Raw genomic sequence first — 26,859 nt, 5'->3', positions numbered from 1 at the left:
GTCATGCGCCCAGCCGCATCATTGGCATCAGTCGTTTCCGCTGTCTGCGCGGTGGCCGTCCTCGCGGGGTGCGGGTCGCCGGCGGCGGCGCCGTCCACCAGCGCTCCGGCCACGAGTGCCGCTGCCACCAGTCCCGCAGCCAGCGCGCCGTCGTCGGATGCGTCGCCATCCGCCACGGTACCGGCAGGCTGGAAGACGTTCACGACGTCGGACGGTACGCTCGCGTTCGACTATCCGGAGGCCTGGACCATTGTGGACCCGGCCGGGCCGCCGGCCGAGGGCGGTGTTTTTGTGGCCCTGGTCAGTGACTACGGCAAGACGATGGCCACCCTGCGGACCGGCATGACCTCGGGCGCCGAGTGCCCCGAGAAGCTTCCCTTTATGGTGTACGACACCGAGCCCGTCCCGGCGCTGGCCCAGGGCGGGGAGGCCCCCAGGTTTGTGTACGAGGGGCGGACCGATCCGGCGGCTAGCGATCCGTCCCGGGCAATGACATTCGGTTACGGGATCACCTCCGAGCCGGAACCATTCGGGGACACGGCCTGTCCCATCTCCCACTTCTTCACCTGGCCGCCCAACCGCGCCATGTTCAGCGGCGTCTATGACCCGTTCGACACCACCCCGGGAGCTCCCAAGAATGTGGACACCCCCGAGGTATATATGGACACCACGGAGTACAAAGACGTCAAGCAGGCCATCATGTCACTGCGGCCGGCCGGAAAGTAGGACCGTGAGGAAACCGGCGGGACCACCCGGCACGGCACTGCAGGCCGGGGTGCGCGCCACCGCCGGCACGGCCCTCGGGCTGGTTCTGCTGCTGACGTCCTGCGGCCTGGTGTCGGGCACGGAGAACGGAACAGCAGCACCGCCGGCCGCCTCCGGCTCAGCGACACCGCCGTCGGGCACCCCGCCGCCAGGCACCACACAGCCGAGTACAACGCAGCCGGGCACCACGCCGTCGCCCTCGGAGGGGACGCCGTCGTCGGGCTGGAAGACGTTCACGACCACGGACGCCGGCCTCAGCTTCGACTATCCCGCAGGCTGGACGGTCAAGGACCCCGGCGGAGCGCTGGGCGGGGAGTTTGTGGACGTGTTCAACGCCGAGGGCAAGCCCATGGCCAGCCTGCGGACCAACATCGTCACGGGTGCGGAGTGCATAGGCAAGTCCCCGTACGAGGTCTACGACAGCGAACCGATGCTTGCCCTCGCCGAGGGCGGAGGCGGCGACGGCGGGGTGCCCCGCTATGTGTTCGAGTCGCGGGGCGACGACCCCGACCCGCTGGCCACACGGTCCACCATCGCGGCGTACGGCATCACCATGGTGCCGGAGGAGTCGGGGGACCTGGCGTGCCCCATGTTCCACCTGTTCCTCTGGCCGCCGAGCGGCGCGTTCTTCGGCGGGACCTACAACCCGGAGAACAACACAACGCCGGGCGATCCGTCCCTGCCGTACCTCGAGAAGGCCAAACAGTACGAGTCCACGCCGGAATACCGGGACATCCGGACGATGATCACGTCCCTGCGGCCCGGGGAACTCCCGGCGGGTTAGTCCGCCGCCTGCCGCCTCAGCGGCCGGCCGCCGTCGGCCGCCTCAGCCGCCGGCCGCCGTCGGGGGTTCCTCCGCCGCAGTGCGCCGCGGCCCGGCCCGGAGCGCCGTGCGGACGTTGACCTTCGACGTGTAGGAGATGGAGCCGTACTGGAAGAGCCGCACGGCGATGCGGAGCATGACGGCGGCGCCTCCGAACAGGATCACGATCACGATTGCCGCCTCCGGCAGGCTCAGGGAGCCGAAGCCGTTCCGCAGCAGGGCCGTGACGGGGGCGGAGAACGGGAAGAACGTGAAAATCTGGACGATCACGGACTGCGGGTCGGAGATTACCAGGGACACGGCGTAGAACGGGACGAAGATCAGCGCCATCATCACGCCCATGAAGTTGCCGGCTTCTTTGGCGGTGGGCATCACGGCGCCGATGGCCACCAGCGTGGTGGTGAACAGGGCGAAGCCGCCGACCAGGATCAGCAGGCCAACGGTCATCCGGACCGGGTCCAGGATCAGCGGGGGCAGGTCCAGGGACGCGAGGCTGAGCTCCTCGGGGAAGAACAGCCGGGCGATCGCGATCGGGGAGAGGAACACGATCATCTGCACCAGCCCGATCGCGAACAGGGCGATCACCTTGCCCGCGATGAGGGTGGTGCGTTTGAGGGTGGTCAGGATCATCTCGGTGACGCGGTTTTCCTTTTCCTCCAGCGTGGAGTTGAGCATCTGCCCGGCCAGGAGCACGATCAGCCCGTAGAAGATGACCAGGAAAACCAGCGGCGGAATCACCGAGCCCAGGCCGCCGGATTCCTTGGTGCCGTCGTAGGTGACGGTCTCCACCCGGACCTGCCCGGCCGCGAGCGCGGACAGCTGCGGTGAGCCGATTTTTTCGTTGACAGCGTGCGCCAGCATGGCCTGCGCGACGGCGGCATACTTGCCGTTCTCGAAGATCCCCTGGTCCGCGCCGTAGACGCGCACCGGCGTCGACTCGGGCTGGGCAGGGTAGTCGAAGTAGGCGTCCACGGTGCGGGACTGCACGGCCTGGATGCCGGCGTCGGGGGAGTCCGCCGGGGTGGCGCCGAAGATCGCGGCATCGGCGGGGGTGATGAGCCCGGAGGCGTCCGTGTAGGCGATGCTGAACTGGGCGTTTTTCTGCGCCTCGGCGGCGGTGTCCGTGCTGGAGTTGCTGAGGAAGATCAGCCCGAACACCACGGCGAGGATGAGCGGGACGGACAGGGTGCCGATCCAGAAGCGCTTTTTGGTGACGGTGCGGATGAACTCGAAGCTGAGGACTGTCCCGAGGTTGTGCTGCGCCACGGCCTACACCCCGCCCGCCGCCGTCGACGGCTTGTTCTGGTCCCCGTAGACCCGGATGAAGATGTCCTCCAGCGAGATTTTGGTGGTGGTGAAGCTCCGGACCGTCACGCCGGCGTCCACCAGGTCCTTGAGGATCGCGGCCTCGTCGGTGGCGTCGGTGATGGACAGTTCCGAGTAGTTGGTGTCCTGGAGTAGCGCCTTGTAGTGGGGCGACGGCGGGATGGCGCCGCTGTGCCGGATGCGGATGATGCGGCCGCCGTACTTGTTCTGCACCTCATCGATGGTCCCGTAGGCTTCGGCGGTGCCGTCCTTGAGCAGGATCACCCGGTCGCAGAGCCGCTCCACCTCCTCCATCTGGTGGGTGACCATCACTACGGTGGCGCCGCCCCGTTTCTGCTCGGCGATGATATCCATCAGCAGGCGCCGGTTGACGGGGTCGAAGCCCTTGGTGGGTTCATCGAGGATCAGCAGCTCGGGGCTGTTCATGATGGTGACGCCCAGCTGGACTTTCTGCTGCTGCCCGCTGGAGAGCTTGTCCAGGACGGTGCCGGCCCGGTCGGCGAGCGCCACCCGCTCCAGGTACGCGAGCGACCATTGCCGGGCGGTGCGCCGGTCCATCCCTTTGAGCCGGCCGAAGTAGGTCATGATGTCGATGACCTTTTCCTTCTTGTAGAGCCCGCGCTCTTCCGGGAGGTAGCCCAGCCGGTCGCCGTGCTCGGGTTTGAAGTCCCGGCCGTTGATGTGGAGGGTCCCGGCCGTGGGCTCGTAAATGCCGAGCAGGGCCCGGATGGTGGTGGTCTTGCCCGAGCCGTTGCTGCCGAGGAACCCGAAGGTCTCGCCGGCGTGCACGTCAAAGGACAGGTCACGGACTACGGTGGTGTCGCCGAAGTCCATCCGGAAGCCGCTGATGTGGACCCGTGCTTCGTCCATTGCGGCTCCCGGTGGTGCCGGGCTGTCCGCCCGGGGTGTTGCCGATCCTTTGTCTAGATGGCGGGGGTGTGCGGGTGCCGGCGCTGCGCGGGCCTTGGCAGGCCCGCCCTGCTGGTGCCGGTGCCGCCCCAGGCGTTGGAGCGGGCCTCCCTAATCAGGCCGGTGCCGGCGCATTCGCGGACCGCCATGATGCCGTCCGCGGCCGCCCGTTTGTCCTCATAGGGTTTGGAGATCGCCAACACCGTTCCGTCGGCGCCGAGAAGTCGGAAACGGACGTTCGCCTCCGCGTCCGTGAAGATTTCGAATTGTCCTGCCATTGGTAATGTCCTTTCGGGCAATACGGCACGGCGGGAGGGTGAAGCACTTCCATGTGCCCCTGCCGTTGCCTCGACAGGTCCCCACTGTGCATCCGACCATCCTTCCGGCTGCGCTCCGCGGAACGTAAGGGGCGAAGGTCCCTATGTGGAAAACGCACAGGGCCTCTGGACCCGGCCCGCGGGAGGGGCACTACATTGGGAGCATGGCTGAGGTGGCGAAGGGCGATGCCGGGGAGTGGGTCCGGCTGACGGCGCGCGTGGACGGTGTGGTGCAGGCCGTCGGCTTCCGGTACTGGACCGTGCGCAAGGCGGAGGAGCTGGGGCTGACCGGGACGGTCAGGAACAACACCGACGGCTCTGTGGGCATCCTGGCGGAGGGGCCGCAGTCGGTGGTGCTGGAGTTCCGGGGCTGGCTGCGCTCGCCGGAGGCGCCCGGTCGGGTGGACACCGTGGACGAGTCGATCTCCCGCGCGACCGGGGCGTTCAGCAATTTCCGGGTGGTGTACTGAACGCTCGCCCGCTGGTGTTTGGCGAGGCGGTGTTGACGGACCCGCGGTGCCGGAAAATCCGGGGTGTGTAGGCTGTGCCCCATGACGGCACCCATGATCTATGTCAGTTTCCCCGGTACCGCCCGTGAAGCTCTGGGCTTTTACTACGACGTTTTCGGCGGTGAACTTGCCCTCTACACGAAGGGGGAGTTCGGGAACACTGACGGCCCGCCGGACCACATCGCCCACGGAGTCCTCAACGGCGTGGTAACCCTGGCCGGTTCGGACGCCCCGGCGGACGGCCAGCCGGTCCGGTTTGAAGGCCTGATGCTCTCGCTGCTCGGGACGGCCGAGCCGGGAGTCCTGCACAGCTGGTTCGACCAGCTCGCCGTCGGCGGCCGCGTCGTGGATCCGCTGGCCCCGAAGCCGTGGGGCGCATCCGACGGACAGGTCATCGACCGCCACGGGCTCCACTGGCTGATCGGCTACGAGCCGGCCTCGTCCTGACCACCCCGGGGGACATGCCCCGCCGCAGGCCACGCCGGTGGACATATGCCCGCAGTGTCCAGGCCTTGGCGTGAAGATTGAGCATGTCCCACGAGCAAGGTCCGTCGGGGCCAGCCCGGTTCTCTGATCCTCTGGGGGCATGCCCCGCCGCGGGCCACACCGGTGGACATATGCCCGCAGTGTCCAGTCCTTGACGCGAAGAATGGGCATGTCCCGCGAAGGTCCGGCAGCGACCGGGGCTAAGGTCCCTCGGCAGCGGGGGCGATTCTGAGTAGGGTGGCCCCATGCAGAAGATATCGCTCGATGCCCTTGCCCGGCAGCAGATCGCGGCCGCCGTGGCAGCACCCAGCGGGCGGGCTGCGGACACGGCGTTCGGCGGGCACGAGAAGACCCTTCGCCAGACCGTCATGGCGTTCCGGGCGGGGACCCAGTTGAGCGAACACCAGAACCCGGGCGAGGCCACCGTGTTTGTGCTCCGCGGCTGCGTCCGGATGAAGGCCGGCAACGAATCCTGGCAGGGGAAGACCGGGGACCTGCTGATTGTGCCGAACGGGCTGCACAGCCTGGAAGCAGAAGAGGACTCGGCGATCCTGATGACCGTCGCGAAAATCAAGACCTGACGGCACAGCCGCAGGCGGGGCGCCCGGCCGAGTGACGGGCCGGAGCCGGAGATCCGCAAGGAGCTGCACATGAGCGTCGTTCCCTTCGAAGAAGTTCCACAGACCCGGCGGTGGTGGGCGCGGGCCGCCTACCTTGCCATCCTGTGCGCGGTGGCCGTCCCGCTGGCCGCTGCCGGAATAGCCGGCATTGTGGCGCTGCTGCTGACCGCGGCGGGCGGCGTGGTGGTGATGGTCGCCGGCATCTACTGGGCCCTCATCAGCCGAGGGCTCCTGCGCTGGTGTGCCTTGGCGCTGGCGGTGCTGGCCCCGCTGGTGGTGCTGTTCCTCTTCCTGCAGCGGGGCCTGCTGTGGGAGGTTCTGATTACCGTGGGGCTGGTGTTCGTGGCGCTGGTCTGTGCCCGCGCCGCCCTCCGGGAGAGCCGTGATGCGCCGCCGGAGTACCCCGCCCCGGCGTGGCGGCACCCCTTCCTGGTGATGAATCCGCGCTCCGGCGGGGGGAAGGTGGTGAAGTTCGGCCTGCAGCAGAAGGCGGAGGAACTCGGCGCCGAGGTGGCACTGCTGGAGGGCCCGGGGACTGTGGACGTTGACGCGCTGGCCCGGCAGGCGGTGGAACGGGGAGCCGACCTGCTCGGCGTCGCGGGCGGGGACGGGACCCAGGCCCTGGTGGCCGGCATCGCTGCCGAGCACAACCTGCCGTTCCTGGTGATCAGCGCCGGCACGCGCAACCACTTCGCCTTAGACCTGGGCCTGGACCGGGAGGACCCTACCGGCTGCCTGGATGCCTTGCGCGACGGGGTGGAGGTCCACGTGGACCTGGGGAAGATCAACGGCCGCACGTTCGTGAACAACTCCTCCTTCGGGGTCTATGCCGAGGTGGTGCAGAGCCCGGAATACCGCGACGACAAGACCGGCACCGTGCTCCAGATGCTCCCGGACCTCATCAAGGGCGCCAAGGGGGCGCGGCTGCACGCCAAGATAGACGGCACTACCGTGGACGGGCCGCAGGCGGTACTGGTGAGCAACGGGCCTTACGGCAGCCACGACCTCGCGGGCCTGGGCCGCCGCACCCGGCTGGACCGGGGTGTGCTCGGGGCGGTGGCGCTCTCCGCCGCCACCACGCGCGAGGCCGTCGGGCTGCTGCGCCGGGCGACAAAGCGCGGCCTGATCCAGCGCACCGCGAGTGAAGTTGTGGTCGACGCCGATGTGCCCGAGATCCCGGTCGGCGTCGACGGCGAGGCGCTCCTGATTCCCACCCCGGTGCGGTGCACGGTGGAACCTGGGGCACTCCGCGTCCTGGTCCCGCGGAAGCGTCCGGGCGTGCCGCCAGCCCAGCCCGCGCTGGACCTGATCCGGCTCCGGGAGCTCGCATGGGGCCGCCGGGCCACGGCGGGCGCAACGGCCTGACCTGCGGCGTTGCCCCATGGTTCGTCGGGCCGCCGAGTGGAAAAATGGATCTGTGGAAAGCCATGCGGGCACCAAGGTCTGGAGGGAGTACAACGCGGCCCAGGCCGACCGGCCCGTGCGGCCCCTGTGCCTGGACGCCATGGCGCTCGCCGGTCCGGGGCAGGGCCGCCAGGCCGTGGACCTCGGCTGCGGGGCGGGCAAGGAAACACTGGCCATGCTGGCCGCGGGCTGGCGGGTGCACGCCGTCGACTCCCTTCCCGGCACCCGGAACCGGCTGCGGGCGATCGCCCCGGCGGACGCCGACGGCCGGCTGAGCATCGAGGTGCGGACCTTCCAGGACCTCCGGGCGCTCCCGCCGTCGGACCTCATCTTCGCCGGCTATTCGCTGCCCTTCATCCACCCGGACAGGTTCGGCCGGTTCTGGGCGGGGGTGCTGGGCGCGCTCGGGAGCCGGGGTGTGCTGGCCGTGAACCTGTTCGGCGACCGCGATTCCTGGGCGGACATTCCCGAATGGAACTTCCACACCGAGGCGCAGGCCCGGCAGCTCTTCGCCGAGCTGGAACTGCACAAGTTCGAGGTGTACGACGCCGACGGCCAGTCGTTCCGCGGCCCCAAACACTGGCACATCTACGACGTGATCGCCCGCAAACCCTGACCCCGCGGCGCGGAAGTGGTACTAAGGTCGCGTCCAAAAACGGCGCCGGGTTCGATTTTGGCGCACCCCGTGGGACAGACTGTTGCCGTGAGCAACTCTCCCCGGACGGGCCTGGCCGTCGCCGGACTCAGCCTGGGCACGGCGCTGAATCCGCTGAACTCCTCGATGATAGCCGTCGCCCTGGTGGTGCTGCGCGCTGACTTCGGGCTCGACGTCGCCACCGTCACCTGGGTGATCACCTCCTTCTACCTCACCTCCGCGGCGGGGCAGCCGCTCATGGGCCGGCTGGCGGACCGCTTCGGCCCACGGCGGCTGTTCATGATCGGCATGGCCCTGGTGGCGGTGACGTGTGCGCTGGCCCCGTTCGCCCCGAATTTCGCGGTGCTCTGCGTGGCGCGCGCTGTCATGGCACTGGGCACGGCGGCCGCCTACCCGAGCGCCGTCGTGATGGTGGGGGCGCTGGCGAAGCAGGCAAAGGTGAAGTCCAGCCGGCCGCTGGGCCGGATCCAGATGGCCAACACCTCCGCCGCCGCCGTCGGGCCCGTGGTGGGCGGACTGCTGGTGGGCTTCGTCGGGTGGGAGGCCCTGTTCCTGCTCAACGTCCCGCTGGCCCTGGCCGCGGTGGTGCTGGTGCGCCGCTTCGCCCCTACGGACGAGGCCCGGGAACACGGCCGGGCAGTGGACCTGCTGCGGGACTCGGACATCCCGGGCATCTTGGCGTTCATCGGTTCCATGGTCCTGGTGATGATGGCGCTGCTCAATGTCGTGCCGGGGTACCGCTGGTGGCTGCTGGGCGGTGGGACCCTGCTGGCCGTGCTGTTCGTGTGGCGCGAGCTGCGGTTCGCCCCGCCGTTCCTGGACCTGCGGCTGCTGGGCCGGAACCGGCCGCTGCTGCTGGTGTACCTGGGCTTCGCCCTGTTCAGCTGTGTCTACTACTTTGCGTTCTTCGGCCTGCCGCAGCTGCTGCAGGAGGCGGGCGGGTACGACCCCCGGGTGGTGGGGCTCCTGGTCCTGCCGCTGGCCGCCGTCTCGGTGGTCTCGACGCCGGTGGCCGTCCGCGCGATGGACCGGTTCGGCGTCAAGCGCGTGCTGGTGGCCGGCGTCGTGCTGCTCATGGCGGCCTCCGCAGCCATGTGGCTGCTGACCGCCTCCTTCGCCATTCCCCTGGTAATGGCGCTGACCGCACTGCTGGGGGTGCCGTACGGGGTGGCCGGCATCGCCTACAACCAGGGCATGTTCCTCTCCACCCGCCCGGAGGAGCGCGGCGTGGCCGCCGGGATCTTCCAGACCTGCCGGTATCTCGGGGCCATCACCGCCACCGTGCTGATCGGCATCTTCTACGGCCCGGGCGTCACGCAGGCCAACTGGGGGCTGGCCGTGATGGCGATGCTGGGCATCGGGGGAGTGGTGCTGGTGGTGGCGCTGATGTGGCGGGAGCGCCGGAGCTAGCGCCCGACGTCCATCGCGTGTCGGACGTTCTGGCGACGCGGTTCCCCCTCCATGACGCGCAAACAAGCCCACGACACCCGAATACCGCCGCGTCAGACATTTTGCGTGTCGCGAGGCCGTTCCCGCAGCGCTGGACCCTCCGCGCGTCGCCCGACTGTCCTCGCAGCGTGGAGGCCGGCGACGGCGTGGGTGAGGGCCGTCGTCGGACGTTCTGGCGATGCGGTTGCCCCTCCACGACGCGCAAAAGCACTGACGACACCCGAATACCGCCGCGTCAGATATTTTGCGCGTCGCGAGGCCGTTCCCGCAGCGCTCGAAGCCAGCGCTCGGCGGCGTTCATGGCGCGCGTGGCGATTGCCCAGTAGCCGATGCCCACCGCGAGGGAGACCGCGACGGCCAGGGCCTTGCTGGTCTGGTCGAACAGCGGATAGACGAGCCAGTGGGTCACGTAGGCGTAGAGCGAGGCGCTGGCCAGCAGGCCGGTGATCCGGTGGAGGGCGCGCGGCACGGGCAGGGTCGGGAGCCAGAGCAGGGCGAGGAACCCGGCCAGGATCGTGGCGTTGCGGTAGCCGTCGTCGAACGCTCCCGGGATGGTCAGCACCGCCAGTGCGGTCACGGCGGCCCGCGCCCGCAGGGTCCGGGACACGGCGGCCGCCCACCCCAGCGCGAACAGCCACAGCACCGGGCCCTGGCCGGGGTACGGGAGGTCAATGATGCGGAAACGCAGCAGCAGGTCCGCCCCGAAAAGGGCCAGCGGGAAGGCCAGCGGCCACCGGCGTTCCGCGCGCCCCACCTTAGGTATCGCCAGCAGCGCGGCCAGCCCGAGCAGGATGTGCACCAGGATCTCCACGAACCAGAAGCGGGAGTAGTCCGTCCATCCTTCCGGGCCCAGGACGGTGTTGAGCAGGAACACGTTGGCCCAGGTGTAGGAGTCGGTCACGGCGAACGCGAAGCCGATCACCGCGACGCTGGGCACCACCACCCGGGCGATGGTCCGGAGCTGCCGCCGCAGCCGCGCGCCGGGCGGGCCGTTGAGCTGGAACCGGGCAAAGTTGAAGCCGGCGACGGCCAGCAGCACGTGCGCCATGCCTTCCCAGGAGAACAGCCGAATGTGGGTCGAAATGATGAAGACGATGGCCACGGCACGCAGCACAATGCCCGTTTCCATGGGGGCGAGCAGCCGGTTCCGCCACTTCTGCACCATCGCCCGCACCGGGCCGGCAGCGCCAGGATCCGCAGCGGCGTCGGGAACCGCCGCGGCCGTTCGGGCCCGTTCCAGCTCGCCCACGGGCAACAGGTGCCAGTCCCGGGGAAGGTCCCCGAGCGCCCGCTCCAGCCGGACCGATGCGGCGACGTAGGAGAGCGAATCGCCGCCCAGCGAAACGAACGTGTCCGCGTCGCCGATGTCCTCCAGCTCGAGGACGTCCGCGTAGATGCCCCGCACATCATCCGGGGCATCTGCCGGGCCGCCACCCGTGCTGCTTTCCGCTGACGAGTCGTGCAGGGCTAGGATCGCCGGGTAGTCCGGCTTTCCGTTGCCCAGGCGCGGGATGGCGGCGACCGGGTGAAGATGGATGGCCGGGCGCGGCACGCCCACCTCCTGCGCCACCGTTTTAGCGATCAGGGCTAGGCCATGGCCGGATTCACCGGCAGCGGATTCCACCGCAGCGACCACGCGCCCGTCCTGGCCCGCGGCCGCAGCGGCCATGCCCAGATCCGCGAGGATCCGCTCCACCTGGCCAAGGTCCACCCGCAGCCCCACGATCTTCACGAACCGGCTGCGGCGGCCAACAATTTCGTAGAGCCCCTCGGCGGTCCGGCGGGCAAGGTCCCCGGTGTGCAGTTCCGTGACCGTGCGTCCCAGTTCCAGGTCCGCGGGTGTCTCGGCGTAGCCCAGCATGACGTTCGGTCCGCTGTAGACGAGCTCGCGCTCATCCAGCCCGGGAACCTCGGCCAGGCGGAACTGGCCGCCGGGAATCGGGATGCCCACGGCCTGCGGGTGCTCCGCCGCGACGTCGGGCGGCAGGTAGGCCATACGGGCCGTGGCTTCCGTCTGCCCGTACATCACGAACAGGTCCCAGCCCCGGCGGCGGCCAAGCTGCGCGTAGGCACGGACCCGGTCCGGATCCAGCCGGCCCCCTGCCTGGGTGATGTAGCGCAGGCTGGGCAGGTCCATGTCCGCGAAACCCGCCCGCTCCAGCAGCTCAAACGTGTACGGCACGGCGGCGAAGGAGGTGACGCGCTCTGTGCGGACCAGGTCCCAGAAGCACGGGTCCACCACGGAAAGGTCGGTCAGCACCACCGTGGCCCCGACGGACAGGTGGCTGTTCACCACCGACATGCCGTAGCAGTAGGACAGCGGAAGCGTGGTGGCGGCCCGGTCCTCCGGCCGCAGCTGCAGGTACTCCGCGATCGCGGCCGCGTTGGCCTGGACCGCGTCCCCGGAGAGCCGCACGAGCTTCGGCGAGCCGGTGGAGCCGGAGGTGCTCACCAGCAGCGCCAGCTCGGGATGCAGCGCGTGGCGGGTGCCCTCCCGCCGCTCCTCTAGGACGGCGTCCCCGCCTTCAACGCGGGCCAGGACGTCCGGATCGTAAGCCGCCACCAGGGATTCGGCGGCCCGCCCGCCGCCGGTGGGCAGAATGAGCAGCGGATGCCCGGCGGACAGCGCCGCCAGATACACCACCAGGGAGGGCAGGGAATTGTCTGCTTCGAGGGCCACCAGGCGGCGCACCGTCCCCAGGGAACGGGCGGCAGCGTCCACCCGGTCGGCGAGTTCGCTGTAGCTGACCGCTTGGCCGTCAACACAAACAGCGGTCCGGTCTCCGAATGCGGCCAGGCCGGCGGCAAACGAGACTTCCGTCAGAACTGGCTCAATAATCACCGGAAAACCTTATAAGGGTATCCTTACCTAACTCAAATGGAGTAGCGTCCGACGCTGGGCCGATCCTGCCACCGTCGGACCCCGCACGGTGCTACCAACGGTCTCTTGACAGGCCTAGTCCACCGGCCTATGTTCGGCCTTAACGGGCCATTTCTCCCGTTCCATCCTCTTTTCCACAGTCGTTATCGGCGCCCGTGCGGGCTCCGCTGCCCGGAAATGGCCCGACAGGCCGGGCCCGCGCGGCGCCGAACACAGCGCTGGGGGGATCCAATTCGGTCTCTCGTCAGCAAGGAGTCGGAAATGTCTGAAGGTAATGGCCTGCTGGAGCGGTTCTACAGGAGTGTCATTGAAAGCGGGGACCTCACCCTCATCGATGAGATGGCGGCGGAGAGCTTCGTTGACCATGAGGAGGGCCTCCCGGGGCAGCCCGCGGGCAAGGAAGGGGTCAAGTTCTTTGTCAGCACCATGCGGCAGGCTTTCCCGGATATCAGGGTCAAGGAGTTCGCACCGGCGTTGAGCGAGGGCAACATGGAGGCGTGCCATGTGGTTCTGACGGGCACCCACCGCGGGGAGCTGGCCGGCATCCCGGCCACCGGAAAGAGCGTGGAGTTCGACTGCACCGACATCATCCGTGTCGAGGACGGCCGGGTGGCCGAGCACTGGGGCACCACGGACAACATGGCCATCATGCGGCAGATCGGCGCCATGGCTATGGCCTGAGCAAAACCGAAGCACGACGGCGGCCGGCAAGACCGCCGTCGGGCAGCATGAAAGGCTGTCCCCGTTCCGCAAAGGGAACGCAGACAGCCTTTCCGCATGCGGCTGGACGGGGCCAACGCGTGCGATGCCGAAGCCGCGTTGACTCCGGAGCAGCCAGCCGGCGCGGGGGTTTACTAGCCCTGCGGTGCGTACGCCTTCGGAAGCTTCAGCCCGCGGTCCTCCATCACGGTGCGCAGGCGGGTGGGGTAGTCGGTGATGATGCCGTCCACACCGAGGTCCATCAGCCGGGTCATGTCTGCCCCGGTGTTGACGGTCCAGGGGACCACCGGCAGGCCCAGCGCGTGCGCCTCGGTGATCATGCCGGGCGTTACGGAGCGGAAGGCGGGGGAGACGGCGTCGTAGCCCTGGGCGGCCGCAGCCTGCGCCAGCGATCCGCCGTAGGTGTCGATGTCGATGCCGCCGAGGTTGGGGCTGGCGCCCGGCTGGCCCACTTCGAGCCACGCGTCGCCGCTGGACAGGGCAACAAGCGGGAGCTCCGGGGCGAGCTCTTTGGTCAGGTTCAGCGATGACCAGTCGAACGACTGCACCGTGGTCCGCTCCGCCATGCCGGAGGCCTGGATCTCCGTGACCACGGCCTTGGTCAGCGCCACCATGCCCTCGCCGCCGGACTTCCCGTCCTCCACTTTGGTCTCGATGTTGAAGCGGACCTTCTTGGCGTCGGCGTCACGCACCAGCTGGAAGACGTCCTTGAGTTCGGCGATCCGGTTGCCCGCAATCACGTCCTGCTCCGGGAAGCCCTTCAACCGGACGAAGCCGCAGTCCAGGGTCTTGATCTGCGCCAGCGACAGCTCGGCCACCCGGTCGCCGACATACGGGTAAGCGGCGTCGCCGGGAGTGGCCGGCGCGGTGTCCTGGCACTTGTCCGCCTGGATGGTGTCGTCGTGCCAGACGATCACCTTCCCGTCGGCCGTCAGGTGGGTGTCGAGTTCCAGCGTGGTTACACCGAGCTGCAGCGAGTTGGCGAACGCGGCCAGGGACTCCTCGGTCCACTCGCCGCGGCCTCCGCGGTGCGACTGCAGGTCGAAAGAGCCGTTGCTTTCATTGGTTTTGATGCCGGCCGTCGCCGTTTTGGCAGTGTCCGACGACGGCGCGCTGCCGGCGTCGGGGGTGGAAGCGGCGACGGCGGGGCCCGCGAGGGCGGCGATGAGCGCGGCGGCGGCCGCGGCGGTCAGGGGTGTGCGCATGGTGATGGTTCCTCCTGGGTGGCGGTGGCCGGCGGTCCGCCGGCGACCCGACCACGTTAGGGAAGCGAGATGGACTGCGGCGTTCGGGGAGCTGGACCGCGGGTGAACAGTTCATCGGGCCGCATGCGCTGCCTTCTGCCGGTTCGCGGCAGATCTACCCGGGAAGGCACGCCGCAACCGCAGCCGGCGCCGAGCCCAACGCGGACCCGCCTGCAGCAGTCATCCGGTGTGGCCGGCGGGCTCCTCCTGGCCGAGGGCGGTGATCCAGTCCGGAGTGGCCTTGCCCAGGCGGCGGTCGGTGACTTCCCGCAGCTGCGCAGCCGCGATGTGCAGGGCGCGGTCATCGTCGTCGAATTGCTCAGGCCCGGAGGGCGCAGCCTGTGCTCCCTGCCTGGCCAGCCGGGCCGCCTGGCCGAGGGGCCGCTCCGTTGCGGCTTCCAGGACGGCGAGCTCGCCGGTGCCGGCCAGTTCGCTTTCGCCCAGGACTTTAAGGACTTTCAGCCCGACGGCGCCGCGCTGCTTGTCGCCGGAGTGGACGGCGTCCAGAGCCCACTGGGCCCGCTTCCACCATTCCGAGCGGTTGTCCGCTACAGCTTTTTGCTGCAGCGTCCGCCAGCCCACCACCCCCGCAATCACGGCCCCGAGGAGTACCGCGAGCGGCCCCAGCGCGGCCAGGACTTCCCACCACTCGGCGGGGCCGGTGTGGACGAAAACCTCGACGGGCGTCGGCGACGGAGTCGGTTCCATGGCACCAGCCTAAGCCTCGGCACTGACGGCCTCGATGGCGTCCAGGTCGCGGACGGCGTAGCGGTGGTGCTCCCATTCCTCATCAAGGATGGTATGCAGGCACGAGAGGGTGGTCTCCGGATATTTGGGGGCCCAAGGGTTCCGGCGGGCAATGGACATGTCCTCCCGGGTGAGCGCCGCGAGGAAGCCGCGCACCATGGCCACCCGGCCCGCCCGGGCCTCCAGCACTTCGGCGTACGTCGGGTTCGTGGCCGAGAAGACGGACATGTCGTACCCGTCCGTCTCATACTCCGAGTTGGGCTGGCCGACGGGGTGGTACGGCTGGTCGATCTCCAGGATGGCCCGGCCCAGCCAGGTGTCGGTCGCCATCACCAGGTGGCGCAGCGTCCGGGCGAAGGACCACTCGCCGTCCACAGGGATGTCAACCGTGCCGGCCGGCATTGCCGCGGCGCGCTCCAGGGTCGCCGCCCAGGTCCGCTCCAGTGCGGCCCACGCGGCACGAAGACCCTCCGGGTCGGTGGCCCGCCGTTCGGCACGGCCGGGAAAGCGGCGGTTGAGTTCAGCCTCGACGAAGGGGACCACGTCGACGCCGTTGACGCGCAGGGTGGCCCCGCCGTCGAACAGCCACGGCGCATCAATGTCGGCCCCGCCCACGTCCACCCCTCGCATTACAATGGCGGACAGATCGGACCGGATGAACCGGGCTCCGCGCAGGTTCACGTCGGTGAAGTGGGCTCCGCTGAGGTCGTCGGACTGGTTGAAAGCTGCCATGGCGACACCCTGCCACGCTTTCGGGCCGGACGCACACGATGGGCGGCCGTGGTCAGCGGCGGCTGCGCAGCGCCGGGCGGTGGTTGCGGTCAGCCGACGGCGGCGGCCAGCCGTTCGCCGTTGAAGTATTCGAGATTCCAGCCGTCCGCGGGGTGGTGGTGGGCCAGGTTCAGCACGGCGTTCTGGATGCTGGGCAGCGTGCGGCCGGCGGCGCGGCTGAGGCTCACCCGCAGGAGCGAGCCGTGGGTGACCACCAGGACGCGGCCGCCGCGGAACTCCTCCGCCAGCGCCTCCAGCGCGGCCAGCCCGCGGTCCGCGGCCGCTTCTTCGCTCTCGGCGCCGCGGAAGCCGCCGGGGATCCGCAGGGCATCAAGTTCGGGGCCGTCCTGCAGGCCCTCGGCGGGGCCAAAGCTGCGCTCGGTGAGCTCCGGGACGCGCCGCGCCACGGCCCGTCCCAGCCCGGCGGCGATGAGGTCGGCGGTTTCCGCGGCGCGGCCCAGCGGCGACGACACAATCGCGTCCCACTGGGTGCCGGCCAGGGCGTCGGCGGCGTCGCGCGCCTGGCCGCGGCCGACGTCGTTCAGCGGAATGTCGGTGGATCCCTGCAGCCGGCGCTCCGCATTCCAGTCGGTCTGGCCGTGGCGGATGAGCGCGAAAGTGGTGAGGGTCATGGGTTCCATTCTGCCTTGAGTTGCGCTGCCGCCAGGAAACCCCGGCGTCATGGAACGCGAGATTGCCTCAGGCGGCCCGCGCCGGTGAGACCTGGACGACTTTCACCGGCGGTTGTGGATAGGCCGCACCGGAAGCGTTGATGTTGCCAAACTGACCCTAAAAAATCACAGTGAAGTAGGTCACATCGAGGCCGGAAGGTCGGCCGCAGCACTCAGCACCCGTGTACCCGATGCGGAGGTCAGCCATGAGCACCATGTCCGACGACGTCTTCGATGCGACTCCCGAAAGCGACCCGCCTGCGCTCAAGCGGGTCCTGGGGCCCAAGCTCCTGCTCCTGTTCATCGTCGGTGACATCCTCGGCGCCGGTGTGTACGCCGTCACCGGAACCATGGCGGGCACCGTCGGCGGCGTCGTCTGGCTGCCGTTCCTCCTGGCATTCGTGGTCGCCACGATGACCGCCTTCTCATACCTTGAGCTGGTCACCCAGTACCCGCAGGCGGCCAGCGCTGCGCTCTACGCCCACAAGGCGTTCGGGATCCACTTCGTCACCTTCCTGGTCGCGTTTGCCGTCGTCTGCTCCGGGATCACCAGCGCCTCGACCTCCGCGAACGTCCTTGCCCAGAACCTCTTCGGCGGCCTGGAGATCAACGGCTGGATGGGCATGCCCGGACAGGGCGCGGTCACTGCCGTCGCGATGGGCTTTATGGTGCTGCTGGCGGTGGTCAACCTGCGCGGAGTGGGCGAGAGCGTGAAGTTCAACGTGGTGCTCACCCTGGTCGAGATGACCGCCCTGTGCATCGTGATCGGCGTCGGCTTCTCCGTGATGGCCCAAGGTGGCGGAAACTTCAGCGAGATCACCGTTTTCACCGACTCCCAGGACAAGGGCCTGTTCCTGGCCGTCACCGCGGCCACATCCATCGCGTTTTTTGCCATGGTGGGCTTCGAGGACTCCGTGAACATGGTGGAGGAGACCCAGAATCCCGAGCGGATCTTCCCCCGGACCATGCTGACCGGCCTCGGCATCGCGGTGATCCTCTACATGCTGGTGGCCGTGTCCGTGGTCACCGTGCTTTCGCCCACCGAGCTCGAAGGAATCAGGGAGGCCGAAGGCGCCGCGCTGCTCGAGGTGGTGCACAAGGGCTCCCCGGACTTCCCGATCGACCAGGTGTTTCCCTTCCTCGCGGTGTTCGCCGTCGCCAACACAGCGTTGATCAACATGCTGATGGCCAGCCGCCTGATCTACGGCATGGCCCGCCAGGACGTCCTGCCGCGGCCGCTGGGAAAGGTGCTGCCGGTGCGCTGCACCCCGTGGGCCGGGATCGTGTTTTCCACCGTCCTGGCGCTGGGGCTGATCTGGTACGTCACGTCCGACCCGGACAGCAACGTCGTCGCGAATCTTTCCGGCACGACGGCGTTCCTGCTGCTGTGCGTGTTCACCTTGGTGAACGTGGCCTGCGTTGTCCTCCGCCGCAAGAGGGACCCCAGCCGCGAGGTGTTCTTCACCTCGCCGGGGCCGCTGCCCATCATCGCGGCCGTGCTGTGCGCCTCCCTCGCCGGACCGTGGGTGGGCCGCAACGTCATCCAGTACCAGATCGCCGGGGGTCTGATGGCGATTGGCGTGGTGCTGTGGCTCATCACCTGGCTGATCAACAGGAGGACCAATACCGGGAAGGGCGAACCGGTCGGCGTCCGGGGCGCGGGCCCGGACGGGCAGGAGCCGTCCGGCCACTGAGCGCGGACCAGGGCGGGCGGGTCACTGTCACGGCTTCGGTATTCCGTCGCCGTCGGGGGCAATCCAGGAACGGATCAAACGTCCGTAGGGCGCCGACTCCTGGTATTGGCTGTGATCCAGCGGCTTGGCCTTCTGCGTCCCCACCGGGTTGGGGTCCCAGTCTGAAACGCGATGGTCGACGTCGTTCTCGGAGTCCTGCAGTACGCGGAACCCCAGGTAGTCCGTGCGCCGGTAGAAATTCTGCCAGTGCCGTGGTCCCTGCAACAGGCTGGCCAGGGATCCCTCGGGCGGAGTGAAACCGTCCGCGGGCGGCTGTGGCGGGGCGTCCGGGACCGCGGTCCGGAAATCCGGCCGGGCGGTTGCCTGATGACCCAGGACGGCGGGGCCGAGCAGGTCCGGGAAGAACCTGCCGAACCATGCCCGCAATTGCGAACCGTAGGTCACAAACCTGATGCGCGGGAGCACCGCGTCGGGCAGTTGGAGCATGACGGCGGCCAGGATGGCTGATCCGAGGCTGTGTCCGGACAGGATGACGTAGTCGTATTTCGCTGTTGCCTGTCTATCCGTCGCCCTGCACGGCGGATCTGTCCCGGCATTCCCCGGGGAAGCCATCCCCGCCAGGCCGCCGCTGATCCTGTCCAACAGTTCAGGGACAACGCGTTCTCCGTAGCAGGGCGGGCTGAATGGGTGCGCTGCGCGGGGCCAGAACGTCGCCAGGTCCCAGATGACGGCCACGGCGCGCAGCAGGTCCTCATGGAAGATGCTCAGCGCGATGAGGACCAGAAGGATGGCACCGGTGACGGCGGCCAGGACAGCGCCCCATTGAACCAAGGCGGGGAAGTAGGGATCCTGCCCACTGAACATGCCAAGGGTGGCCAGCAGTCCCATGCTCAAAGGCACCATTATGAGGGCACCCAGAAGGGCTTCTGCCCGGTGAATGACGGCCGCCAGGTACCGGGAACGGGTGGTCCTGCCGAGCAGCGCGGCGCTGTTCGCCTGCCGCTCCGCCGCTTGGTCCTTCTGGGCCAGGTCCCTGATGTCCGGGGCGCCATTACGGCGGAATCTGAGGAGCAGAATCACGACGACGACGGCGGCTATCACCAGTCCCGGCAGGAACAGCATGGCGAACCAGAGAAAAGGGCTCGGCACCGCCAGGGTGAGGCTGACTTCGGCGGACACCTCATGCGGGGTGGACGGCTTCAATAAAGCGGGATTCAGGCGACCGTCGAGGATTGCGGCGGAAAACAACGTCGCCACCGACGAATACATGACGCCGAGAAAGGCAGCGAAGGAGAGGAGATACGCCGGGGCCAGCCCAAACCACGCCCAGCTTAGGACCACACCTTTCCGGGAGCGGCCATGGACCACGGCTCCGACGAGCAACACGGCCACCAAGAGGCCGGCACCGGCCCAGAAATTGTCCCGGATAACCACCGGATCCAGGATCTGCATGGTGATAAACGCAGCAAGAATTACGCCTGCCACCCATGCGAACCAAACCGCCGAAAGGACGGCGGCGAGCAGGTACACGAGGGCAAACAGGGACGCCGTGATGGCGATTTGAAAGTCGGACGCCAGCGGCAGCTGCCCGCTTTGATCCAGCGTTCCATGTCCGTTCCAAAGCCAGACGATGTTGGCGGCAAGAGCTGCGGCAGCCGCGGCCAGCACCACCCGCGGACCCATTTGCCGGGTGCGCCGGAGTTTCTCGGAGGGACCGTGCTCGATCTGGTCCAGGACGCCGACGGCTGTCAGCAGGAAAACTGCCAGCAGCACACCGGCAGCGCATGCCAGCGGGACGGGCAGCACCCACGAGCCGCCTGATTCGAGGGCATGGACGGGCGCGGCGCCGAGGATAGCGACCACGCAGAGCCCGCACGCGACGTGCAGCGTGAGGAGGGAATTCGTCCTGTCCTTTCCTTCCCAGAAGGCAGGCCGGCGCAGGATTCGATGGTCATGGACAGATTCGCTTGCATAGGTGTGGTGGGGCTTCCGGGCTTCTGTCTTACGCATGGACTGCCGGCTCAGCGTCAGCAGGACGGCTAACCCGGCAAGCGGCAAGATCGCCGCGATGACAATACGTTCGACGGCGCGCGAGCTGCCAAAAACGGGCGTCAGGACGCTGATGCTGGCGCACCAGGACGTGCCGTGCCGAAAGCACTGCCACGCCACAAGGTCCACCGCGATGCTGCAGATGGTTCCCAGCAGGAGGCAGGTAAGAAGAAGCCCGGACCACCGGATGAGGACCGCTGTCACGTACTGCCGCCGCCCCGCCGAGGACAGTCCGGGCCGGGACCACATTGCCACGTTGACGAAGGCAAACGGGGCCAGCAGGAGCCAAAAACTCCTCAGCAGGCTCTCGAACCCCCACGCCCCGGAGGTCAGCATGCCCCAAAAATAGGCCTCCACATGCAGTTTCCGGCCGCCGTCCAGGTCCGGATCGACCGTCGTCGCCTCGCTGGCTCCTGGACGGGCCCTGCCGGAGCAGTAGAAACCCGTCTTGTTGTCAACCGTGTCCTTCCCGACTCCGGGGGGAGCAGGTTCGCAGGGCTGCTGGACGCCTTGGGGCACTCCGAGGCTCTCCCAGGGGCGGGTTCCCCGGACGCCATGGACCCGGATTTCCAGAAAGTGAAGCGAGTCGTGGCCCGTCGGTTCGCCAGTTGTGGACTGCATGCCAGGTCCCTCCGAGATGTCCGACGCCGATCGTCGAGGCGACTTCTTCGGCCCGCCGCCGCCCCGCGCGGTACCGACTAGTTAGCTCCGGATTGCCAGGTGTGTCAATGGCGGCCACGTCTGCGCCGTCCGCGCTTATCGATTGACTTTCGATAGTTAATGGCCGAAGATCGATGCATGCAATTTACTCGGTTGGCAGTGGTCGCACTCCGGATCGTCCTTGTGGTGGCGTTCCTCCTCCTCGTTCTGTTCCAAGTCATGTCCCTCCCCGGGCAGTTCGCCCACATGGCGCAGGAGAACCCGGACCGCGCCGCCCTGCAGTGGCCTCTCACCATCTTCTCGGTCCTGGAGGTCGCGTGCGTCCAGGTGGTGATCGTGAGCACCTGGAAGTTGCTGACCATGGTCAGGCGCGGCAGCATCTTCAGCGACGGCGCCCTGCGGTGGGTGGACACTATTGTCTGGTCCATCGCCGCAGCATGGGCCATGCTGGCGGCACTGTCTGTTGCCGTGGTCCTCAACGCGGACGACCCCGGAGTGCCGCTCCTGCTGCTCCTGCTGCTGGTGGCCGGGGCCGCCCTGGGCCTTGTGGTTGTGGTGCTCAGGGCGCTGCTGCGGCAGGCCACCGATTTGCGCACCGACATGGAAGCGGTGATCTGATGCCCATCGTGGTGCGCATCGACGTCGAACTGGCCAAGCAAAAAATGAGTGTTGGGGAGTTCGCCGACCGCGTGGGACTCACCCCCGCCAACGTCGCGGTGCTGAAGAACGGCCGGGCCAAGGCTGTCCGCTTCAGTACCCTGGAGGCCATGTGCCGGGTCCTCCAGTGCCAGCCCGGTGACCTGCTGGAGTTTGTGGAGGAATGACCGGGTGGCCTGCGCGCGGCGCGGTGCTCTCTCTGCTCGGGAGTCCGTCGCGCCATGACCTCAGCGGCGGGCAGCTTCTCTCACCCGCCCCCACGGCGGGCTACCCGCCCGGTCCGTCGAACAGTGCGCTGGTGCTGCTCTGCGGCACCACCACGTGGACGGCGTTGCGCTGGATGGTGAAGTCGGCTGGCGTGGCGGTGGCGATCTCGCCGTCGAGGTTCACCGGCAGCGGCGGCTCGGTGACCACCCGCACGTGCCGGCTGGTCAGGTGGACCACACGGTCGTGCTCGATGAAGCTTCCGTCCTTGAGCAGCCGGGCGATACTCACGTGCTCCCGCAGCGGGCCGGCCAGGATGGCGTAGATGTCAAGGATGTGGTCGTCGATCCCGGCCGTGGGGGAGACGGTGTAGCCGCCGCCGTAATGCCGGCCGTTGCCGACCGCCACCTGCAGCAGGTCATCGAGCTCCAGCGGCTGGTGGTCCCCGTCCGGAAATTCAAGGCGAGCCCGGAACGGCTTGTGCCGCGTGTAGGCGCGCAGGGTGGCGATGCTGTAGGCCAGGGGCCCGATGTACCGCTTGAGGCGGGGGCTGAGGGCTTCCGTCACAGCCACGGACAGGCCCACGGACGCGACGTTGAGGAACGGCTCTCCGTTCGCCCGGCCGAGGTCGATGTCCACCACCTTTCCTTCCGCGACGGTGGCGCATGCCTCGGCGAGGTTGGGCGGGATCTCCAGCGTGCGGGCGAAGTCGTTGGCGGTGCCCAGCGGGAGAACGCCGAGCACCACCTGCGTGCCGGCCACCCGGCCGGCGGCGTAGCTCACGGTCCCGTCGCCGCCACCGACGACAACCAGGTCGTGCCCGTCCGCGATCACCTGGTCGAGCGTCGCGGCGAGGTCTGCCCCCGACGCCACTTGGTGCACGGAGGAGACCGGCACGCCTGCCCTTTGCATGCTGTCCACGGCCAGTTCGTAGGCCGCCCCGCGCCGTGATCCGGTATTGATCACCACGGCGGCGGAGCGTGCGTCCCGGGCATCCTTCATTCGGCCATGCTAGGCGGCGGACCTGTGAATTCTCCTAGGTGTTTCGCCGGCCGCCTCAGGTGTACATGAGGGAGCCGGGGGTGGTGAGGAGCTCCCCGGTTTCCAGCCAGGTCTTCAGGCCGGAAAGGATCATCGGCCAGCCGCCGTAGAGCTGTTCGTTGGCGCCCTCGCGCAGCTGGTCGTGCGTGACGGTCAGGCGGCAGGAATCGCCCACCGGTTCGATCTCCCACGTGATCCGGGAGGTGCCTTCGGCCTTGACGTTGTCGCCCCAGAGCGCGCGCATGCTCTGGACCAAGCGGCGGGGCGGGTCCACTTCCAGGTTCTCTCCCTCGCCCAGGGGTTCGCCGCCCTTGGGTGCCATCTGGAACCGGGACCCCGGCGTCCAGTCCGAGGTGATGACCGACCCGAACTGGTACTTGCTCCGGATCTCGCCGTCCGTGATGGCCTCCCAGAGCCGCTCCGGGGTGGTCTTGATGTAGATTTCGAAGATCTTTTCCATGGGACTTTCCAATCTGGTTTTGAGGTCGCTGAGGCCAGCGGCCCATGGTTCGGCATATTTGCTCACCCAGCGGTCGTGGACCAGCCGGATGGGCACCGGATTCAGGAAGTGGAGTTTCTCGCGCCCCCGACGGCGGGTCACCACCAAGCTGGCTTCCTCCAGCACCCTGAGGTGCTTCATCACGCCGTAGCGGGTCATCTCGAAGCGGGCCTCGAGAGCGTGGAGGGTCTGTCCGTCGTTCCTGAAAAGCTCATCCAGGAGATCGCGGCGGGTGACGTCGGCCAGGGCCTTAAATACGGCGTCCACAGGGCCAGATTAGGTGACTAATAGGTCACATGTCTATGGCTGATCGGCTTCTGGGTTGACGTGCCGACGGTGCCGGTGGTGCCGTTCATAACTGTCGAATACATCAGAGGACGTGGCTCCTGAATAGCCGAATTTGCCGCGAAGGACCTCCGCGAGGGCATCCAGCGACGCGTGCAGCATCCGTCCGGCGATTTGGAGTTCCGAGCTGTCGCTGCGCTGGGCCTGGGATGCCGGCTCCTAAGTCTTGGACCATTGGAAACGATGCCGCTGGTGACCCACGGAGCGGCCAGGCTGTGCACGGCCGCCGGCCGCCGTGGTGCGTTGAGTGGCTCAGGTTCCCTTGCGGTTGTGTGCAGCCGGTCAGGTGGGTCCCGTCGTCCCCCTGTGTGCGGGAAAAGCAGCGGAGCGGTTGGGCTTTTGCCGTGCCCAGGTGGGCGAGGGGAAGCGTAATTGTTCGCCGGTGGTTTCATGGGCGGGAGAGGCGTCGGAGCACTCCGCGGCGGCGCGGTTCGTGTTCTTGCGCCGGCGACTGACGGCACCGGATTCCAGACCCAGCTTCTTCAGCTCCTCCGGGCTCCAGCCGTCCTTGGTCGCACGGACATAGGCGCGCTTGTCCTCGCTGGTCCGGCGCGGCTTTGTGAAGGCGCGGCCGCGATGAAGCTGGTCAAGGACGGCATCAACGGTCCCGACCTTGACCAGCTGCGCAAGGAGACGACCGCGAACGTCAACGGTGCAGGTGCCTGGCACTTCGAGGACCCAGCGTTGGTAAAGGCCGCCAAGGAGATGCACGAAGCCAAGCTCCTGGCCGAGAGCGGTTTCACAGGGTCCGAGCGGACGCCCGTGGAGCTGCGCTACGAACGGGCCGAGAAAGAACTTTTCGCCCGCGTGGAAAGCGTCGGCCGCGAAATCGAAAACCGCGTCACCGGCAACGACAGCAGCCATCTCAAAGACCAGGGCCTGAGAGCAGAGAGCATGTCGGCCGCCGGCTACAGCTCGGCCCAACACCATGAGAAATTCGCTGAATCCCTGGCGAATACCGGCGCCAGCGAAACGCAGATACGGGGGCGTCTCGCTGCCGCCCGCAGCGAGAGCACGCACCCCAGCGCATCGGTCACCGCAGGCAAGGCAGCTAAGGCCAGAAAGACCCTTACCGGGCCAGCGGTGGGTGCTGAGCGGAGCAAAAGCGGCCCAGCCCTATAGGGCGAAACGAAGAGGGGGACCACCAACAAGCGGTCCCCCTCTTCGGTGCTATGTGCGTCCAACTTACGGGTGTGGGCTTCCTTGCCGATTAGTTAGGCGGCCAATTGGAGCGTGACGCAGAGCATTTATCCGATCTTCGTCCAGGTTCCGCAACGGGATGATTCGAATCCCTCTCCGGGGTAGACAGTAACAGTTACGCCGTTTGGTGCGAAGCCAACGAAGTCGTTTGCGATGATGCCTCCGCCGCCGGTGTTGCGCGACCAGTAGCAATCCTTGATCCCAGCCTTTGTCTTCCACGTACCGGGCTCCATTGTCTGGCCGACGATTTTGTCGCCGTCACCGATTTTCACCGCGGTGATTTCCTGCTGGAGAACCGCTGCGTGCGGGGCGTCCGGGCACACGGTGAGAGCGGCTTCAGCTTCAGATTTCCGCCATTCAGGACGAGCTACGACCTGGTCCGTGTAGTCTGGATCCAGCTTTGCGCAGAGCTTCATGACACTACCGACAGTGGCCGATGGGAGACTAACGTCCCCTCCTTTGGATGCGACGAAGTCGACGATTTTCTGCTCGGAAGGCAAAAGCGGGAGCTTGCTGTAGGAGTCCTTCCCATCGATCTTGATGTAGCACGTGCCGCTGCCGTTGTAGTCGGCGCTGGCCCAGACTTCCTTATAGGACTTGTACGTGGGTTGCGTGCTGCTGTATGCGCCGCAGGTGTACGTGTAGCGGGTGGCGATCTTCGCTTCCTCGGCTGCGACCTTTGTCGCATCCGCCTTTGCCTTGACTGCCGCGGTGAATTCCTCCTGCGTAAGATTCACGGTGATATCGATGGTGTCGTTAGCAGGCACTGTGCCAGCGGCCGGGTTCATCGAAACCGCCAGGACAGACTCATTGGGCACGATGTTCGTGTTCCACTCTTTGCCGTCTTTGCCTATGAGGCGCGCGTAGTAGTCGCTCTTGTTCAGCAAGGATCGGGCTTCTAAATATGTTTTGCCGACGACATCAGGTACCGGCTTGGCGGCTGCTGTCGGTGAGGCACTGGCAGATGTGGAAGCAGCGTCGCTTGCCTTCTGCTCCTCTCCTCCCCCGCATGCAGTGAGACCTGCGATGAGTGTGGCTGCCACCAAGGCAGAGATACGAAGTTTCATGTCCCCCAAGTTTCGTTTTTAAGTTTTAGGTGCCGTGACGATTCCCGCTTGGGTAGAGCGGGAGGTGGTGATTGCATAATCATAATGGTGGGACAGCTGCTGGCGGCCTGATGACGCCGCGGATGGCCCGTCGGCTGCACTTCTCGGAATGCCGGGTCGATCAAATCCTGGCCGGTTTCTTCGTCCCCGATGGGAACCTGACAGCGATACCAGAAGGGTAACGTTCGGGAGCTGTTGAAACCCTCACGTTGCCCGGCGTCAAGTGCGCACCCAAAAAAGGTCAGTGCTCTCAAGGCGGGAGACGAGGTCAAGATCCAGACCAAAGTCAACTGTCGCCATGGGCAAAGTCGGAACCGCCACTTTCGAGGACCGGAGCCCGGACAATGGTTACTTCTGCTTCTACCCCTTCAGCGTCAGCGGTGTGCCGGTCGGCGAGAAGTCGACACCGTTGTCGTCGACCGGACAAGGGGATAAGGGAGTCTCTGAGGGGACCTCACGGACGGCTCGCTTGTCCTTTGTAACTCTCGAGTTGGAATACAGGCCTTCCCTGAGTACGCACGTCAGGAAACCAGCCATCTAGAGCCTTCTTAGGCGCTAGGTGTTCGGGGTCCCGGTCCTTTTGCATATCGCATAGAAAGGGACCACCGGGGTCCATGTGAACGCATATGTAGTGGTCAGCTTGATCCTTCCAACAGGCACTGAACCCCCGTTGCCCCGTCAGGCCTTCGATGTATCACGCCCGCCACAGCGCTTCCACGGTTCCGGTAGGCCGCTATGAACCATGGGACGTCCGGGAACGGAAACCAGTACATTCATGTGGCTGCCTCGCTCGTCCGCGAGGACGGCACCAAGGCATGCCCCTCGCGATCGTCTGTATCGCCGCGGCACCTTTGTTGCTGCGTGTGCCGGGATTCCTGGTGCCAGCGCAGCACCAGCGCGGGCGGGATCCGGGGCGATGGAAAGCTTTTGGCCCCGCTGCTGCTTGTCGCGTCAATGACCGCAGTCGCTGGGGCCGGGGTCTCGTTGTTGTTGCTGCTTCATCTGCAGAAAGCGCTCGGGCTCGAGGTCTATCAGATTGCGCTGATCTACCTCCCCGGCGGAATCGTGCTCACGGTGATGCCCCGTGTGTTGCACCGCTTTTGTTGA

At 67.4% G+C, this 26,859-nt stretch carries 26 protein-coding genes; 14 read left to right on the top strand and 12 right to left on the bottom strand.

The window, feature by feature from the left end:
- Positions 1-3: 3 nt before the first annotated feature.
- Both AR539_RS18500 and AR539_RS18495 read left to right on the top strand, forming a co-directional pair.
- The gene (locus AR539_RS18500; protein ID WP_082699487.1) at positions 4-726 is read left to right on the top strand and encodes a hypothetical protein; all 723 of its coding nucleotides are present in this window, start codon (positions 4-6) and stop codon (positions 724-726) included.
- Positions 727-730: 4 nt separating this feature from the next.
- Positions 731-1,549 carry a hypothetical protein gene (locus tag AR539_RS18495; protein WP_231728677.1) on the top strand — a complete coding sequence of 273 codons (819 nt, stop codon included), beginning with the start codon at positions 731-733 and terminating at the stop codon, positions 1,547-1,549.
- Positions 1,550-1,591: 42 nt separating this feature from the next.
- Here AR539_RS18495 and AR539_RS18490 read toward each other — a convergent pair whose 3' ends face one another.
- The 3 genes from AR539_RS18490 to AR539_RS18480 are packed head-to-tail and all read right to left on the bottom strand — an operon-like array spanning position 1,592 to position 4,101.
- Positions 1,592-2,854 (bottom strand): ABC transporter permease, encoded by a 1,263-nt coding sequence (locus AR539_RS18490; protein WP_066440301.1) that lies wholly within the window; start codon positions 2,852-2,854, stop codon positions 1,592-1,594.
- Between the two features lie 3 nt (positions 2,855-2,857).
- On the bottom strand, positions 2,858-3,784 hold the full coding sequence (locus AR539_RS18485; protein WP_066440299.1) for an ABC transporter ATP-binding protein: 927 nt from the start codon (positions 3,782-3,784) through the stop codon (positions 2,858-2,860).
- A 53-nt stretch (positions 3,785-3,837) separates the two neighbouring features.
- Complete coding sequence (locus tag AR539_RS18480; RefSeq protein WP_066440297.1) at positions 3,838-4,101, bottom strand: YegP family protein; 264 nt, start codon at positions 4,099-4,101, stop codon at positions 3,838-3,840.
- A 203-nt stretch (positions 4,102-4,304) separates the two neighbouring features.
- Here AR539_RS18480 and AR539_RS18475 point away from each other — a divergent pair, with 203 nt between their 5' ends.
- From AR539_RS18475 to AR539_RS18450, 6 genes are all read left to right on the top strand, one after another.
- Complete coding sequence (locus AR539_RS18475) at positions 4,305-4,610, top strand: acylphosphatase (protein ID WP_066440295.1); 306 nt, start codon at positions 4,305-4,307, stop codon at positions 4,608-4,610.
- 81 nt (positions 4,611-4,691) lie between these two features.
- Positions 4,692-5,096, top strand: a complete 405-nt coding sequence (locus AR539_RS18470; RefSeq protein ID WP_066440289.1) for a glyoxalase — start codon at positions 4,692-4,694, stop codon at positions 5,094-5,096.
- Between the two features lie 284 nt (positions 5,097-5,380).
- Positions 5,381-5,716, top strand: a complete 336-nt coding sequence (locus AR539_RS18465) for a cupin domain-containing protein (RefSeq protein ID WP_066440287.1) — start codon at positions 5,381-5,383, stop codon at positions 5,714-5,716.
- A gap of 69 nt (positions 5,717-5,785) precedes the next feature.
- Positions 5,786-7,120, top strand: a complete 1,335-nt coding sequence (locus AR539_RS18460) for a diacylglycerol/lipid kinase family protein (RefSeq protein WP_066440286.1) — start codon at positions 5,786-5,788, stop codon at positions 7,118-7,120.
- A gap of 52 nt (positions 7,121-7,172) precedes the next feature.
- Positions 7,173-7,775 carry a class I SAM-dependent methyltransferase gene (locus AR539_RS18455; protein ID WP_066440285.1) on the top strand — a complete coding sequence of 201 codons (603 nt, stop codon included), beginning with the start codon at positions 7,173-7,175 and terminating at the stop codon, positions 7,773-7,775.
- Positions 7,776-7,862: 87 nt separating this feature from the next.
- Positions 7,863-9,224, top strand: coding sequence for an MFS transporter (locus AR539_RS18450; protein ID WP_066440284.1), 1,362 nt, complete (start codon positions 7,863-7,865; stop codon positions 9,222-9,224).
- Positions 9,225-9,498: 274 nt separating this feature from the next.
- Here AR539_RS18450 and AR539_RS18445 read toward each other — a convergent pair whose 3' ends face one another.
- The gene (locus AR539_RS18445; protein WP_066440282.1) at positions 9,499-12,105 is read right to left on the bottom strand and encodes an AMP-binding protein; all 2,607 of its coding nucleotides are present in this window, start codon (positions 12,103-12,105) and stop codon (positions 9,499-9,501) included.
- Between the two features lie 300 nt (positions 12,106-12,405).
- Here AR539_RS18445 and AR539_RS18440 point away from each other — a divergent pair, with 300 nt between their 5' ends.
- Positions 12,406-12,825 (top strand): ester cyclase, encoded by a 420-nt coding sequence (locus tag AR539_RS18440; protein ID WP_066440281.1) that lies wholly within the window; start codon positions 12,406-12,408, stop codon positions 12,823-12,825.
- Positions 12,826-12,998: 173 nt separating this feature from the next.
- Here AR539_RS18440 and AR539_RS18435 read toward each other — a convergent pair whose 3' ends face one another.
- The 4 genes from AR539_RS18435 to AR539_RS18420 all read right to left on the bottom strand — a co-directional run bounded on the left by AR539_RS18435 (position 12,999) and on the right by AR539_RS18420 (position 16,267).
- Complete coding sequence (locus tag AR539_RS18435; RefSeq protein ID WP_066440279.1) at positions 12,999-14,069, bottom strand: glycerophosphodiester phosphodiesterase family protein; 1,071 nt, start codon at positions 14,067-14,069, stop codon at positions 12,999-13,001.
- Positions 14,070-14,288: 219 nt separating this feature from the next.
- Complete coding sequence (locus AR539_RS18430) at positions 14,289-14,816, bottom strand: hypothetical protein (protein WP_157361089.1); 528 nt, start codon at positions 14,814-14,816, stop codon at positions 14,289-14,291.
- A gap of 9 nt (positions 14,817-14,825) precedes the next feature.
- A complete protein-coding gene (locus AR539_RS18425) occupies positions 14,826-15,587 on the bottom strand; it encodes a DinB family protein (RefSeq protein WP_066440277.1) in 762 nt (253 codons plus the stop codon).
- Positions 15,588-15,676: 89 nt separating this feature from the next.
- Entirely contained in the window at positions 15,677-16,267 is a 591-nt protein-coding gene (locus tag AR539_RS18420; protein WP_082699485.1) for a histidine phosphatase family protein, read from the bottom strand.
- A gap of 236 nt (positions 16,268-16,503) precedes the next feature.
- Between AR539_RS18420 and AR539_RS18415 the strand changes: the two genes are divergently transcribed.
- Positions 16,504-17,991: an APC family permease gene (locus AR539_RS18415; protein WP_066440274.1), complete on the top strand. Its 1,488-nt coding sequence runs from the start codon at positions 16,504-16,506 to the stop codon at positions 17,989-17,991.
- Positions 17,992-18,018: 27 nt separating this feature from the next.
- On the opposite strand, the gene AR539_RS18410 is transcribed toward AR539_RS18415, so the two are convergent.
- Positions 18,019-20,661, bottom strand: a complete 2,643-nt coding sequence (locus AR539_RS18410; RefSeq protein ID WP_066440273.1) for a hypothetical protein — start codon at positions 20,659-20,661, stop codon at positions 18,019-18,021.
- Positions 20,662-20,838: 177 nt separating this feature from the next.
- Between AR539_RS18410 and AR539_RS18405 the strand changes: the two genes are divergently transcribed.
- Together AR539_RS18405 and AR539_RS18400 are read left to right on the top strand one after the other, a co-directional pair.
- The gene (locus AR539_RS18405) at positions 20,839-21,318 is read left to right on the top strand and encodes a DUF2975 domain-containing protein (protein ID WP_066440272.1); all 480 of its coding nucleotides are present in this window, start codon (positions 20,839-20,841) and stop codon (positions 21,316-21,318) included.
- On the top strand, positions 21,318-21,524 hold the full coding sequence (locus AR539_RS18400) for a helix-turn-helix domain-containing protein (RefSeq protein WP_066440270.1): 207 nt from the start codon (positions 21,318-21,320) through the stop codon (positions 21,522-21,524). The genes AR539_RS18405 and AR539_RS18400 overlap by 1 nt, the downstream gene beginning before the upstream one ends.
- Before the next feature lie 100 nt (positions 21,525-21,624).
- Here AR539_RS18400 and AR539_RS18395 read toward each other — a convergent pair whose 3' ends face one another.
- Both AR539_RS18395 and AR539_RS18390 read right to left on the bottom strand, forming a co-directional pair.
- Entirely contained in the window at positions 21,625-22,563 is a 939-nt protein-coding gene (locus tag AR539_RS18395) for a lipid kinase (protein ID WP_066440267.1), read from the bottom strand.
- Between the two features lie 55 nt (positions 22,564-22,618).
- A complete protein-coding gene (locus AR539_RS18390) occupies positions 22,619-23,368 on the bottom strand; it encodes an ArsR/SmtB family transcription factor (RefSeq protein ID WP_066440265.1) in 750 nt (249 codons plus the stop codon).
- Positions 23,369-24,022: 654 nt separating this feature from the next.
- On the opposite strand from AR539_RS18390, the gene AR539_RS18385 reads away from it, so the two are divergent.
- Positions 24,023-24,568 carry a hypothetical protein gene (locus tag AR539_RS18385; RefSeq protein WP_082699483.1) on the top strand — a complete coding sequence of 182 codons (546 nt, stop codon included), beginning with the start codon at positions 24,023-24,025 and terminating at the stop codon, positions 24,566-24,568.
- Positions 24,569-24,693: 125 nt separating this feature from the next.
- Here the strand turns inward: AR539_RS18385 and AR539_RS18380 are convergent, their stop codons facing one another.
- Positions 24,694-25,713 carry a PASTA domain-containing protein gene (locus AR539_RS18380; RefSeq protein ID WP_082699482.1) on the bottom strand — a complete coding sequence of 340 codons (1,020 nt, stop codon included), beginning with the start codon at positions 25,711-25,713 and terminating at the stop codon, positions 24,694-24,696.
- Positions 25,714-26,679: 966 nt separating this feature from the next.
- Between AR539_RS18380 and AR539_RS19445 the strand changes: the two genes are divergently transcribed.
- Positions 26,680-26,859, top strand: coding sequence for a hypothetical protein (locus AR539_RS19445; protein ID WP_066440262.1), 180 nt, complete (start codon positions 26,680-26,682; stop codon positions 26,857-26,859).

The sequence above is a fragment of the Arthrobacter sp. EPSL27 genome (assembly GCF_001512305.1).
Taxonomy (GTDB): Bacteria; Actinomycetota; Actinomycetes; order Actinomycetales; family Micrococcaceae; genus Arthrobacter.
The sequence above is the reverse complement of the archived record's forward strand: the minus strand, read 5'-3'. Positions and strand labels throughout refer to the sequence as shown.